Origin of the sequence: Deinococcus pimensis DSM 21231 (assembly GCF_000519345.1) — a bacterium.
Lineage (GTDB): Bacteria > Deinococcota > Deinococci > Deinococcales > Deinococcaceae > Deinococcus_A > Deinococcus_A pimensis.
In genome coordinates this window covers 5,655-19,052 of sequence record NZ_KI912650.1, presented here as the reverse complement: position 1 = coordinate 19,052, position 13,398 = coordinate 5,655, and the positions used below count along the sequence as shown (strand labels likewise).

Genomic DNA, 13,398 nt, shown 5'->3' with positions numbered 1-13,398 from the left:
CGCGCGTCGCCGTGCCCGACGTTCGCGACGAGCGCGCCCGACGAGCCGTCCAGCCAGCGCCGCCCCGCGTCGTCGAAGAGGTACACGCCCTCGCCGCGCACCGCCACGGGGTACGGGCGGTTCGAGCGGGCGAACACGCTGGAACGAAGCTCCGAGGTCACCACGTGTCCCCACCTCCGGGTGGCGGCCACGCGCCCAGCATCCGCCGGATCAGCACGACCTGCCCGAGATGGTACGCCCCGTGGAAGGAGAAGCCCAGCAGGGTGCGGCCCCACGTGGCCCCCTTGAAGGAAGGCGTGGCGAGGAAGTCCACGTCCAGCGAACGCTCACGCAGTTCGTCCAGAACGGAGAGCAGGCGGGCGCGGCGCGTCTCCCAGCCCGCCGCGTCCACCTCCGGCCAGCCGTCCTCGGCGTGCTCGGGCCACGCGGGCCGCTCGCCACGCGCGTGCCCCAGCAGCCACTCGTACCAGTACAGCGTGTGCGCCGTCACGTCCGCGACGCTGTGAGGGCACCCCTCGGGCGCGCGGGTGGCGTCCTCGGGGGAGAGCCCGTCGAGGGCCGCTGCCCACTTCACGTAGGCCGTGCCGCCCTCGAAGGTCCCGGCGAGCACGTCCGGGTCCCCGTAGGACCTGCGCGTCTGTTCCACGTCCGTCATGGCGGCCTCCCTCAGTACTTCTGCGCGACCGTCTTGGCCTGCGTGAACCAGAACAGGTAGTCGGGCCCGCCGACCTTCGCGCCCGTCCCGCTCATGTTGTACCCGCCGAAGGCGTGCGTGCCGCTCAGCGCGCCCGTGCACTTGCGGTTCACGTAGAGGTTGCCGACCTCGAAGCGGCGCCGGGCCTCCTCGACCTTCATGGGGTCACGGCTGTAGAAGCTGCCCGTCAGGCCGTACGCGCTGTCGTTCGCGAGCTCGATCGCGTGCCGCCAGTCACGCGCGCGCGACACGGCCAGCACCGGACCGAAGAGCTCCTCCTGGAAGAGCTCGGAATCGCTCGGGACGTCGGCGAAGACGGTGGGGGAGACGTACGCGCCCGACAGGCCCGCCACGTGCGCGCGCTCGCCACCCAGCACGAGCTTCGCGTAGCCCTTGCCTTCCTCCACGGCGCGCATGATGCGCTCGGCCGAGCCCGCGTGGATGACGGGCCCTACGTCCACGTTGTCCTCGCCGGGGCCCACCTTGAGCGCGCGGGCCTTCTCCACGACCTTCGCGAGCACCTCGTCGTAGACGCTGTCCTCGATGATGGCGCGCGAGCAGGCGCTGCACTTCTGCCCGGCGTAGCCGAACGCGGCCTGCACGATGCCCGTCGCGGCGGCGTCGAGGTCCGCGTCGGCGCACACCACGGTCGCGTCCTTGCCGCCCATCTCCGCGATGACGCGCTTGAGCCACTTCTGACCGGGCTGCACGCGCGCGGCGCGCTCGTAGATGCGGCAGCCGATCTCGCGGCTCCCCGTGAACGCCACCATGCGGACGCGCGGGTGGTCCACGAGGGGATCGCCCATGACGTCGTCGCCGCCCGTGACGAGGTTGATGACGCCCTTCGGGAGGCCCGCCTCGTGGAGGAGTTCGAGCAGCAGCCACGCGCTCAGCGGCGCCTCCGACGCGGGCTTCATCACGACGGTGTTGCCCGCCGCGACCGCGCCGAGCGCCATGCCGAGCGGAATGGCGGCGGGGAAGTTCCACGGGCTGATCACGGCGACCACGCCGAGCGGTTCGTAGACCATCGTGACGTGCTCGTCGGGCATGGGCTCGACGGGTTTGGGCTGCGCCCACTTGATCGCCTCGCGCGCGAAGATCTCGAAGTGGTCCACGCACTCGGCGATCTCGCCGTCCGCCTCGGCCCAGTTCTTGCCGTTCTCCAGCGTCATGACGGCGTTGAACTCCATCCGGCGCGCCTGAAGCAGGGTCGCGGCGCGCTTGAGGATCGTGGCGCGCTGCAGCGGATCGCTGAACCGCCACGTGGCGTACGTCTCCTCGGCGGCGCGGACGGCGGCCTCGCGGTGTTCGGCGGTGCCGAGCGGGAAGCGCCAGACGACCTCGTCGGGGTGCGCGGGGTTGCGGACCTCGAAGGTGTCCGTGACGTCCACGCGCTCGCCCGCGATCACGAGGGGGAAGGTCCGCCCGACGTACGTCTCGCGGACGTAGCGGAAGGCGTCGCGCTGGCGCGCGGCGACGTCGGGGTTCTTGAAGTCGAGGTACGGCTCGTGCGTGAAGGGCAGCAGGCCCGCCATGAGGGTCATGGTGAACTCCTTTCGGTTGGGGGGCGCTCGCGCGCCCGGACGGGGATCTCGCTCCCGAGCCTAACACGCGCTTTTGGCCGTCCCGCAAGGCGTTTACGCGCGAAAGAGAGGCGCGCCCTCGACCTTACGGACGCGCCCTCCATCGCCGCGCGACTTTACGCTTGCTGAAGCTCGCCCCGTGACGCCTCCGCGAACCAGCGCAACACCTCCGGGAAGCGCCGCGCCCAGGCCGCCTCGTCGTGCCAGCCTCCGGGGTCGATCACGAGCCTCGTCTCGCGCGTCCGCGTGGAGAGCAGGTGCGCCACCACGCGCGTCTGCCGCACCAGCAGGGCCGCCGACTCCACGTCGCCGCCCTCGCGTCCGCCCATGTCGAGGTAGAAGCGCGAGGCCGGCGCGGAAGACGCCTCCACGAAGGTCCTCAGCTCGAAGTCCGCGAGCCACGTGCTCGGCGAGAACGCCCCCACGAAGCCGAACACGTCCGGCCGCGTGAGGCCCGCGTACAGGCTCGCGAGGCCCCCGAACGAGGAGCCCGCCACGCCCGTGTGCGTGGGGCCCTCCAGCACGCGGTAACGCCGCCCCACCTCACGCAGCAGGGTGCCCGCGAGGAAATCGGTGTACGCCTCCACGCGCGGCCCGTACCCGTTGTACCGCGACGGGAAGGGCGTGTAGAGCGCCGCGCGCTCCGCGCCCACGGGGACCGCCACGAGGATCACGGGCAGGCCCCCCCGCGCGAGCGTGTCCGCCGCCTCGTCCGCGCCCCACTCCACGCCCTGGAAGGCGAGCGCCGCGTCGAACACGTTCTGGCCGTCGTGCAGGACCAGTACGGGGTACGCGCGGTCCTCGCGGTCGTACCCGGGCGGCAGCCACACCCGCACGTCCCGCTCCAGCCCGAGCTCCGGGGAGAAGACGGAGAGGTCCTCCACCCGGCCCGTGGAGGTGGACGGCTTCACGCCCGCCGGGCGGTCCTGCCAGCCGCGCACCACGATCTCCACGGACGCGTCGCCCGTCACCACCACGCGGTGCCCGGGCGCCCGGTGCCCGTACTCGTCCCCCTCGCCGGAGTCGTCCGTGCCGCGCGTGACCTTCGCGTCGAGGAGCGTGCCGACGGGCACCCGCGCGTCCAGCACCCACGCGCCGTCCAGGCGCTCGAAGCGCCACCCCCCGGGTGCGGCGGCCCAGCCCGTGAGGTGCGAGGTGAGCCAGAACTCCGCCCCCTCGGGGGTGGTGGGCGGCAGGGACGTGATCGTGAAGCGCACCGTGGCGAGGTCGAGGAAGCTCATGCGCCCCAATGTACGCCTAGGCCAGCTCGGCGGGCGGCAGCACCATCTTGCCCTCCAGGGGCGTGCTCAGCACGATGCTGGTGGAGCAGGTGAAGCCCATGGAGATGAGCTCCGCGAGCATGGCCTCCAGCGCGACGATGCTGGGCAGGGCCACCTTGAGGATGCAGGAGTTCCCGCCCGTCACGGAGTGGCACTCCAGCACCCCGTCGTGCTTGCGCGCCCAGCGCACCAGCTGCGGGTCGCGCTGACCGCTGTCCTGCACGCCGATGAACGCGGTGATGCCCCGCCCGAGCGGCGTGGTCGCCACGCGCGCGCTGTAGCCCGCGATGACGCCCGCGTCCTCCAGCCGCCGCACCCGCTCCGTCACCGCCGGGGCGGACAGTCCCACGCGGCGGCCCAGTTCACGCATGGAGAGGCGCGCGTCCTGCTGGAGTTCGGTGAGGATGCGGACGTCGGTCCCGTCGAGCTTCATGAAGGCATCTTATCAAACGTAAAGTTCTCGCGCCGTGGTCGCCTCGCACTGAACGGTCATCACCTCACGGACGCGCGTGACGGCCATTCAAACCACGCGGGCACGCTTCCTACACTGGAAGCATCCACCTTCCCGCGGGTCAGACGCCCGCGGACAGCACCGTGCCCGCACGGGCCCCTCCCGAAAGGAGCGATCATGACCCTTCACCCGCAGGCCACCACCCGGTCGCAGCTCATGCTGCCCCGCAACCACCGCGCCGCCCCCTGGAAGGACGTCCCGGACGAACTCTGGTACGACTGGAAGTGGCAGCTCAAGAACCGCGTCAACAACCTCGAGGAGCTCGAGAGCTTCCTGGAGCTCACCGAGAGCGAACGCAAGGGGATCAGCGCGAAGGACATCTTCCGCCTCGACATCACGCCCTACTTCGCGTCCCTGATCGACCCCTCGGACCCCACCTGCCCCGTGCGGCGTCAGGTGATCCCCACCGAGGAGGAACTGCAGCCCTTCACCAGCATGATGGAGGACTCCCTCGCGGAGGACCGCCACTCGCCCGTGCCGGGCCTCGTGCACCGCTACCCCGACCGCGTCCTGATGCTCGTCACGACGCAGTGCGCCAGCTACTGCCGCTACTGCACCCGCTCGCGCATCGTCGGCGACCCCTCCGAGACCTTCAAGCCCGACGAGTACAAACTCCAGCTCGACTACCTGCGCCGCAGCCCGCAGGTCCGCGACGTGCTGCTCTCCGGCGGCGACCCCCTCACGCTCGCCCCGAAGGTCCTCGCGGGCCTGCTCTCGGAACTGCGCAAGATCGAGCACATCGAGATCATCCGCATCGGCACGCGCGTCCCCGTCTTCATGCCGATGCGCGTCACGCAGGAACTCTGCGACGTCCTCGCCGAGCACCACCCGCTGTGGATGAACATCCACGTGAACCACCCCAAGGAGATCACCCCCGAGGTCGCCGACGCCTGCGACCGCCTCACCCGCGCGGGCGTCCCGCTCGGCAACCAGGCGGTGCTGCTGCGCGGCGTCAACGACCACCCCGTGATCATGCAGAAGCTCATGCGCGAGCTCGTCAAGATCCGCGTGCGGCCCTACTACATCTACCAGTGCGACCTAGTGCACGGCGCGGGCCACCTGCGCACCACCGTCGCCAAGGGCCTCGAGATCATGGAGAGCCTGCGCGGCCACACCAGCGGCTACTCCATCCCGACGTACGTCGTGGACGCTCCCGGCGGCGGCGGCAAGATCCCGGTCGCGCCGAACTACGTCCTGTCGCACTCGCCCGACAAGCTCATCCTGCGCAACTTCGAGGGCTACATCGCCGCGTACAGCGAACCCACCGACTACGTCGGACCCGACATGGCCGTGCCCGCCGAATGGGAGCGCCGCGAGCCCGGACAGAGCGGCATCTACGGCCTCATGCAGGGCGAGCGCATCAGCATCGAGCCGCGCGAATTCGCGGAGAGCCGCCACCGTCCCGGCGCGATCCAGCACCGCCTCAACAGCCGCGAGGACAAGTGGCAGGCCCACGGCGTGGGCACCGCCAACGTGACGGACACCGCGCCCGACGGCATGGTGGAACAGCCCGTCCCCAGCGGCGACTGACGCGAGCCCCGCGGGCCCGGCCGCCAGCCGTCGGTCGGGCCCTCACGCGGACCCCGTGCACACCGTACGGCGGCCCGCCACCCGGAACTTCACCCGCACGACGATCCCGCGAGCGCAGGGCGAACACGGCACGTCGATCACCGACGGCTGAAGGCTGACCGCTCGCACCGAAGGAGCACCCATGACCCTGATCCAGCCCCGCCGTCCCGAACTCCGCACCGCCCTGCCCGGCCCGAAGGCCGCCGAGATCATGCGCCGCGACCGCGAGAAGCTCTCCACGAGCTACATGCGCCCGTTCCCCTTCGTGCCCGACCACGGCGAGGGCGTCTGGCTCACCGACGTGGACGGCAACACCATGCTCGACTTCATGGCGGGCATCGCCGTGAGCACCACCGGCTACAACCACCCGCACGTCGTGGAGGCCATCAGCGCGCAGGCGCGGCGCTTCATGCACGTCTGCCTCACGGACTACCCGCAGGAGGTCACGACGGACCTCGCGGAGCGCCTCGTGAGCCACGTCGCGCGTCCCGGCGAGAACTGGCGCGTGTTCTTCGGCAACAGCGGCGCGGAGGCCGTGGAGGCCGCCGTGAAGCTCGCCCGCAACCACACGGGCCGCAGCCACGTCATCAGCACGATCGGCAGCTTCCACGGGCGCACGTACGGCGCGATCACCCTGACGGGCAGCAAGACGAAGTACAAGCGCGGCTTCGGACCGCTGCTGCCCAACGTCAGCCACGTGCCGTACCCGAACCCCTTCCGGCCCGCGTTCGGCGCGACGCCCGAGACCGTCTCGGACGCCGTGCTGTCCTACGTGGAGGACGTGCTGTTCCAGACCGTGATTCCCGCCGACGAGGTCGCGGCGTTCATCGTGGAGCCCATGCAGGGCGAGGGCGGCTACATCGTGCCCCCGGCGGATTTCCTGCGCAAGCTGCGCGCGCTGTGCGACCGTCACGGCATCATGCTGATCTTCGACGAGGTGCAGGCCGGGATGGGCCGCAGCGGGAAGTTCCTCTCCTACCAGCACTTCGAGGGCGTGCAGCCCGACATCATCACGATGGCCAAGGGCCTCGCGAGCGGCATGCCGATCAGCGCGATGCTCGCCCGCGAGGAGGTCATGACCTGGGGCGTCGGCAGCCACGGCAGCACCTTCGGCGGGAACCCCGTCGCGGCGGCGGCGGCCATGGCGACGCTCGACCTGCTCGACGGGACCGTCAAGCACGAGGGCTGCGGCGAGAGCCTCATGGAGAACGCCCGCCTCGTCGGTGAGTACTGCATGGACGAGTTCCGCGCGCTCCAGCGCAACTACCCCTTCATCGGGGACGTGCGCGGGCGGGGCCTGTTCATCGGGGTGGAGTTCGTGGACGCCTCGGGCCGTCCCGACGCGAAGATCCGTGACGCCGCGAGCGCCGCGATGTTCGAGCGCGGCCTCCTGAACCTCGACTGCGGCGAGAGCAGCATCCGCCTGTCTCCGCCCCTGATCCTCACGCGCGAGGAGGCGGGCGTCGGCATGGAGATCGTCGCGGACGCCCTCGCCAGCCTGTAAGGACCAACACACGGGGAAGGGAGCCGCCCACGGGCGGCTCCCTTCTTCACATCTCGTTCACGTTCGTTACTGCGGACCGCCGGGAGGATCGCGGCGCTTGGTGTTGCTGACGCCCATCAGGATGCCGAGACCGAGCAGCACGATCACGCCCACGACGATCCAGGTGGACGCGAGGCCCGCGACGCTCGCGCCGTACGCGAGGCCCGCGATCAGGATGACGAACCCGATCATGTAGATGCCGAACGAAGACATAGGACCCTCCTTGGTGACCGTCCGTCACCGATGAGTCGAGTCTAGGCGGGCGCTCACGCGCGGTGAAAATAGCGAACGTTGAGGTGCCGTCACGCCCGCGTCAGTTCTGAAGACCTCGTGAGGTCCACTGAAGCACGGATGACAAACGTGTGTTTTCCTCTTATCTTGGTTGGGGTTCCCAACTTTCGGTTCGAGCGCGGAGAGGTGAGACGCGGCCACAGAGCACGCGTCCCCCGAACCACGCCGCAGGAGACGTCATGAGTATTGGCCGCAGCAGGTTCCTGTTCTCCACTCTCTCTCTGACCCTGATCATCGCGGGCTGCGGGCAGCAGCCCGCAGGCGACCTTCGCGGAAGACTGCCCGTCACTCAGGGCGTGAGCATCCTCTCCCTGCCGCAGCAGGTGAAGCTCGTCACGCTCGACGTGCGGGGCACCGACGCCAACACGGGCGCCGACACCCGCACCTACACCGCCACGCTGGAGAACGGCGTCGGCAAGGTCACCCTCAGCAACGTCGCCCGCGGCGCGTACACCATCACCGCGCGCGGCTACGACGGCACCGACGACGCGAAGGTCGTGCTGTACAAGGCCACGGCGAACGTCACGGTCGGCGACCAGCCCATCTCGCTCGTCATGAACCGCATCACGAGCTCCATCGCCGTGACCGCCACGAACCTCTTCGACAAGGCCAACGTCGTCGTCGCGAAGGCGAACGGCGTCGAGACCCGCCTCGTGAGGAACGGCAGCGGCGCGACCGGCACCCTCGTGGGCGTGCCCACGGCCCGCAACGTGCTCGTCACCGTCGAAGGCTACGAGGGCGCCGCGCTGCGCCAGCAGGGCAGCGCCACGCTCGCCCTCTCCGAGACGGACGCCAGCGTGAACGTCGCCCTCGCGGACGTCGCGGGCATCGCGCCCGCCACGCCGGTCCTCACGGGCGCCACCAGCGTCAAGAAGAACGTCGAGTACACCCTCGGCGTGGCCTCCACGCAGGACACCAGCGGCGGCGACACCCTGAAGAAGCTCACCGTGAGCTGGGGCGACGGCAGCAGCGAGAACGTCGACCTCACGGGCGGCAGCGACACCCGCGACCTCAAGCACACCTTCGGCGCGGCGGGCGACCAGAACGTCACCGTCACCGTCACGAACAGCGCCGGGATCACCAGCCAGGCGACCCTCAAGGTGAACGTCGTCGACACCGCCACCGTGCCCGTCACCGTCGACGTCGGGCCCGAGGTGTCCACCATGACCCTCAGCGTCGGCGGCGTCCCGGCAGGCGCGGACCGCGCCTACGCCGTCATCACGCCCGGCGGCCCCATCGGCGCGCAGGACCTCAAGGACAGCTACACCCTGGAGCTCATCCCGCGCGGCGGCCTCTGGACCGGCACGCTCGGCCTGCCGGTCGGCCTGAAGTACACGGCGGTCGTGCACGCCCTGACCGGCACGAGCGACTTCACCAGCGCCACGGTGAACTTCCAGAACGACGGCAGCGCCCAGAACGTCGCGCTGACCTTCCAGGCCGGCGGAAGCTGCCCCGGTGGCGCGACGGTCACCCCGATTCCCGCGGTTCAGGGCGCGGGCGACGCCAGCCCCCTCGTCGGCCAGACCGTCACGATTCGCGGCGTCGTCACCGCGGACTTCCAGTCGGGACTGAGCGGCTTCACCATCCAGGACGTCACGGGCGATCAGGACCCGGCCACCTCCGACGCGATCTTCGTCTACACCGGCGCCGCGCCGCAGACCGTCAAGGTCGGCGACCTCGTGCAGCTCACCGGGGTCGTCCGTGAGTACGCGCCCAGCGGCGCCAAGCCCGGCACCCTCACCCAGCTCGACAACGTCACCGGCCTCGTGGACTGCGGCGCCGGCGCCGCCATCGTGCCCACCGTGGTGACCGCGCCCTTCTCGAACCTCGAACGGTACGAGGGGATGCTCGTGCGCTTCGCGGACAGCCTCACCGTCACGGAAACCTACGGGCTCGGACGCTACGGCGAGCTCGTCCTGTCCGCGTCGGGCCGCCAGTTCGTCCCGACGAACGGTACGAGCACCGCCACGGCCGCCGACAATGCCGCGAACCGCGTCACCCTCGACGACGCCCGCAGCGCCCAGAATCCCAGTCCCATCCCGTACCTCTCCGGGACCGGCACCGACGCGACCCGCCGCTCGGGTGACACCGTGTCGGGCCTGACGGGCGTGCTGCACTACGCCAACAACGTCTACAAGGTCGAGCCCACCGCGACCCCGACCTTCCAGACGGCCAACCCCCGCCCACTCGCGCCCAAGTCCGTCGGCCAGCAGGGCGTCCTCAAGGTCGCGGGCGCCAACGTCCTGAACTACTTCACCACGCTCGGCAGCGCCGGACGTGGGGCGTCCAACCAGGCCGAGTTCGACCGTCAGAAGGCCAAGACCGTCGCGGCCCTCAAGGGGCTCGACGCTGACGTCGTGACGCTCATGGAGGTCGAGAACAACGGCGACACCGCCCTCACGGACCTCGTCACGGCCCTCAACGCCGCCTACGGCACGAGCGCGTACGCGCCCGTCCTGACCGGCAAGATCGGCACGGACGCCATCAAGGTCGCGATCATCTACAAGCCCTCGCGCGTCAACCTCGTCGGCAACTACGTCGTGGACACGAACGCCGTGTACAGCCGTCCGCCCGTCGCGCAGACCTTCCAGGACAAGCTGAGCGGAGGCGTCTTCACGGTCGTCGCGAATCACCTCAAGAGCAAGGGAAGCTGCCCGGACAGCGCCACCGACCCCAACGCCGACACCGGGCAGGGCTGCTGGAACGCCCTCCGGGTGGAGCAGGCCACGGCCCTGCTCGGCTTCGTCGACCGCCTCAAGAGCTCCGTGGCCGACGAGGACGTGCTGCTGATGGGTGACTTCAACAGCTACGGCGACGAGGACCCCATCCGCAAGATCACCTCGAGCGGCATCGTGAGCGAGAACGCCAAGCGCATCCCCGCCGAGGACCGCTACTCGTACGTGTTCGACGGGCTCTTCGGGTACCTCGACCACGCGCTCGCCAGCTCGAACCTCGACCGTCAGGTCACCGGCATCACGGAGTGGCACATCAACGCCGACGAGCCCGTCGTGCTCGACTACAACACCGAGTTCAAGACCGACGACCGTTACGCGCCCACTCCCTTCCGCGCCAGCGACCACGATCCCGTGCTGGTCGGGCTCGGCCTCGACCGGGACGCGGACCGCACCCTGCCCGCGCTGACCGCCACGCTGACCGGGGCGTCCACGGCCACCACCGGCAAGGCCTACACCGCCTCGGTGGGCAGCAACCGCGCCGAAAGCGTCACCGTCGACTGGGGAGACGGTACCGCGTCCGAAACCGTCACCGGCACCAGCGGCACCCTCACGCACGCCTACGCCTCGGCCGGGACGTACACGCTGAAGGCCAGGGCCACCGCCGGGACCGACACGGCCGATGCGGCCCCGCTCACCGTGACCGTGACGGACGCGCCCGCCGTGACGCGCGGCCTCGTCATCAGCCAGGTGTACGGCGCGGGCGGCAACGCGAACGCGACCTACAAGAACGACTACGTGGAGCTCTTCAACGCGGGCAGCACGACCGTCAGCCTGAATGGCTGGTCTCTCCAGTACGCCAGCGCCACGGGCTCGTTCAGCAGCACGAACACCTTCAGCTTCCCGGCCGGCCTTACGGTCGCGCCCGGTCACTACTTCCTCGTCCAGCTCGCCGCCGGTACGGGCACCGCCGCGCTCCTGCCCACCCCGGACGCGACCGGCACCCTCGCCATGGGCGGCTCGGCGGGCAAGGTGGCGCTCGTGAGCGCCACCACCGCCGCGACCGGTCCGACGGACCCGAACGTTCGTGACTTCGTGGGGTATGGTTCCACCGCCAACGCCTTCGAGGGCGCGGGGCCCACTCCGGCCCCCGCCTCGAACGCGGAGGCGCTCTCCCGCGCCGGCGCCGGCTGCATCGACACGAACAGCAACGCGAACGATTTCGCGAGCGCGGCGGCCTCGCCCCGCAACTCGGCGAGCCCCGCCAACGTCTGCAACTGATCTCCCTCGCTCCAGATTCGATCAAGGCGCGCTCCCCCGGGAGCGCGTCCCTTTTCATGCCGCGTGTCGCTAACGTTTCCTTCATCGTGGTACGCTTCACGGGTCGTTCGCGCGTGAGTGGACGGCAGGACTTCCCACCATGACCCCGCCGCGTGAGGCGGGAGGAAAGGGCAACATGCAGAACACCCTCCAGCAGGGCTGGCTCGAACGGTACTTCGGTATCCACGCGAGCGGCTCCACCGTTCCTCGCGAGGTGCGCGCCGGACTGACGACGTTCCTCACGATGTCGTACATCCTCTTCGTGAACCCGCAGATCCTGTCCGCGGCGATTCCCGTGCCGAACGCGTTCGCGCAGCTGCTCACCAGCACCGCGCTCGCCGCGGCCTTCGGGAGCCTGTTCATGGGGCTCGTCGCGAAGTACCCCTTCGCGCAGGCGCCCGGCATGGGCCTCAACGCGTACTTCGCGTTCACCGTCGTGCTCGGTCAGAAGATCCCCTGGCAGACGGCGCTCGGCGCGGTGTTCGTGTCGGGCGTGCTGTTCGTGCTGCTCAGCGTCCTCGGGGTGCGGCAGGTCATCGTGAAGGCCATCCCGACGTCCCTGAAGTTCGCGGTCACGGCGGGCATCGGCGCGTTCCTCGCGTTCATCGGGCTCAAGAACGCCGGGATCGTCGTCGCGAACCCCGCCACCTTCGTCGCGCTCGGCCAGCTCACGTCCGCGCCCGTCCTGATCGCGCTGTTCGGCATCGTCGTGACGAGCGTGCTGATGGCCCGCCGCGTGATCGGCGCGATCCTGATCGGCATCGTCGCGAGCACCCTCCTCGCGATCGTCACGCGCGCGCCCGTGTACGCGGGCGGCGCGAACGGAGCGCTCGTGCCCTTCGGCGGCTTCACGAACGGCGTGGTGTCCGCGCCCGTGTGGCCCACGAGCCTCGTGGGTTCGCTCGACATCTCCGGCGCGTTCGGCCTCGGCCTGCTCGCCGTGGTCTTCACGTTCTTCTTCGTGGACTTCTTCGACGCGACCGGCACCCTCACGGGTCTCGCGAGCCGCGCCGGGTACCTCTCCGAGGACGGCGACCTGCCGCGCGCCCGCCGCACCTTCGCCGCCGACGGCCTCGCCGCGATGTTCGGCGCCTTCATGGGCACGAGCACCACCACCGCGTACATCGAGTCCGCGAGCGGCATCGAGGAGGGCGGACGCACCGGCCTCACCGCCGTCGTCGTGGGCGTGCTGTTCCTGCTGGCCCTGCTGCTCACCCCGCTCGCCGGGGCCGTGCCCGCCGCCGCCACGGCGCCCGCGCTCGTCCTCGTCGGCGCGATGATGCTTTCGAGCCTCGCGCGGATCGACTGGAGCGACGCGTCCACCACCATCCCCGTCTTCCTCACGCTCATCGTGATGCCGTTGACGTACAACATCGCCAACGGCGTCAGCTTCGGCGTGATCAGCTACTGCGCCATCAAGGCCCTCGGCGGCGAGGCGCGCAAGGTGCACCCCCTGCTGTACGTGGTGGCGGCGCTGCTGCTCGCCCGCTACGTCTGGCTGAGCGAGTAGGACCTCCGCGCGCTGAAGAGGGCGGCCCCGCGGGGCCGCCCTTCTCGTCGCGCGCGCGTGTCCGCTACCATGGCCCGCATGAGCGTCCGCGCCGACTACGGCCTGATCTTCGACATGGACGGCGTCCTGGCCGACACGGTGGAGCCGCACTACCGCTCGTGGCAGCGTCTCGCGGACGAGGAGGGCCTGCCCTTCACCCGAGCGGACAACCCGCGCCTGCTGGGCCGCACCCGCCGCGACGCGCTGGGCCTGTTCGTCGGTGAGCGCGCGCTCACCGAGGCGGAGGCGCAGGGTTGGATGGAGCGCAAGAACCGCTACTTCCTGGAGGCGATCGAGGACATGGGCCCCGCCGACACGCTGCCCGGCGTGACGGAGCTGCTGCGCGAGGCGCGCGCGGCGGGCGTGCCGCTCGCGGTGGCGTCGTC

At 70.4% G+C, this 13,398-nt stretch carries 10 protein-coding genes; 5 read left to right on the top strand and 5 right to left on the bottom strand.

Annotation, left to right across the window (positions count from 1 at the left end):
• Positions 1-157: 157 nt before the first annotated feature.
• From DEIPI_RS0114025 to DEIPI_RS0114010, 4 genes are all read right to left on the bottom strand, one after another.
• Positions 158-655, bottom strand: a complete 498-nt coding sequence (locus DEIPI_RS0114025; protein ID WP_045234343.1) for a DinB family protein — start codon at positions 653-655, stop codon at positions 158-160.
• 11 nt (positions 656-666) lie between these two features.
• Positions 667-2,238, bottom strand: coding sequence for an L-glutamate gamma-semialdehyde dehydrogenase (locus DEIPI_RS0114020; protein ID WP_027482177.1), 1,572 nt, complete (start codon positions 2,236-2,238; stop codon positions 667-669).
• A gap of 155 nt (positions 2,239-2,393) precedes the next feature.
• Positions 2,394-3,518: an alpha/beta hydrolase gene (locus tag DEIPI_RS31180; protein WP_045234342.1), complete on the bottom strand. Its 1,125-nt coding sequence runs from the start codon at positions 3,516-3,518 to the stop codon at positions 2,394-2,396.
• A gap of 16 nt (positions 3,519-3,534) precedes the next feature.
• On the bottom strand, positions 3,535-3,990 hold the full coding sequence (locus tag DEIPI_RS0114010) for an Lrp/AsnC family transcriptional regulator (protein WP_027482176.1): 456 nt from the start codon (positions 3,988-3,990) through the stop codon (positions 3,535-3,537).
• A gap of 195 nt (positions 3,991-4,185) precedes the next feature.
• On the opposite strand from DEIPI_RS0114010, the gene DEIPI_RS0114005 reads away from it, so the two are divergent.
• A complete protein-coding gene (locus DEIPI_RS0114005; RefSeq protein WP_027482175.1) occupies positions 4,186-5,598 on the top strand; it encodes a KamA family radical SAM protein in 1,413 nt (470 codons plus the stop codon).
• Between the two features lie 181 nt (positions 5,599-5,779).
• On the top strand, positions 5,780-7,141 hold the full coding sequence (locus DEIPI_RS0113995) for an acetyl ornithine aminotransferase family protein (protein WP_027482174.1): 1,362 nt from the start codon (positions 5,780-5,782) through the stop codon (positions 7,139-7,141).
• 66 nt (positions 7,142-7,207) lie between these two features.
• Here DEIPI_RS0113995 and DEIPI_RS0113990 read toward each other — a convergent pair whose 3' ends face one another.
• Complete coding sequence (locus DEIPI_RS0113990) at positions 7,208-7,393, bottom strand: hypothetical protein (protein ID WP_027482173.1); 186 nt, start codon at positions 7,391-7,393, stop codon at positions 7,208-7,210.
• A 257-nt stretch (positions 7,394-7,650) separates the two neighbouring features.
• Between DEIPI_RS0113990 and DEIPI_RS31175 the strand changes: the two genes are divergently transcribed.
• The 3 genes from DEIPI_RS31175 to DEIPI_RS0113975 form a co-directional block, all read left to right on the top strand.
• Entirely contained in the window at positions 7,651-11,424 is a 3,774-nt protein-coding gene (locus DEIPI_RS31175) for an ExeM/NucH family extracellular endonuclease (protein WP_052351738.1), read from the top strand.
• A gap of 175 nt (positions 11,425-11,599) precedes the next feature.
• A complete protein-coding gene (locus DEIPI_RS0113980) occupies positions 11,600-12,973 on the top strand; it encodes an NCS2 family permease (RefSeq protein WP_027482172.1) in 1,374 nt (457 codons plus the stop codon).
• 78 nt (positions 12,974-13,051) lie between these two features.
• Positions 13,052-13,398, top strand: a 347-nt coding sequence (locus DEIPI_RS0113975; RefSeq protein ID WP_027482171.1) for an HAD family hydrolase, incomplete at its 3' end; no start/stop codon positions are given.

Coding starts and splice junctions, on each gene's coding strand:
- DEIPI_RS0113980 (WP_027482172.1), top strand. CDS start 11,600: ATGCAGAACACCCTCCAGCAGGGCTGGCTCGAACGGTACTTCGGTATC.
- DEIPI_RS0114010 (WP_027482176.1), bottom strand. CDS start 3,990: ATGAAGCTCGACGGGACCGACGTCCGCATCCTCACCGAACTCCAGCAG.
- DEIPI_RS0114020 (WP_027482177.1), bottom strand. CDS start 2,238: ATGACCCTCATGGCGGGCCTGCTGCCCTTCACGCACGAGCCGTACCTC.
- DEIPI_RS31180 (WP_045234342.1), bottom strand. CDS start 3,518: ATGAGCTTCCTCGACCTCGCCACGGTGCGCTTCACGATCACGTCCCTG.
- DEIPI_RS31175 (WP_052351738.1), top strand. CDS start 7,651: ATGAGTATTGGCCGCAGCAGGTTCCTGTTCTCCACTCTCTCTCTGACC.
- DEIPI_RS0114005 (WP_027482175.1), top strand. CDS start 4,186: ATGACCCTTCACCCGCAGGCCACCACCCGGTCGCAGCTCATGCTGCCC.
- DEIPI_RS0114025 (WP_045234343.1), bottom strand. CDS start 655: ATGACGGACGTGGAACAGACGCGCAGGTCCTACGGGGACCCGGACGTG.
- DEIPI_RS0113995 (WP_027482174.1), top strand. CDS start 5,780: ATGACCCTGATCCAGCCCCGCCGTCCCGAACTCCGCACCGCCCTGCCC.
- DEIPI_RS0113990 (WP_027482173.1), bottom strand. CDS start 7,393: ATGTCTTCGTTCGGCATCTACATGATCGGGTTCGTCATCCTGATCGCG.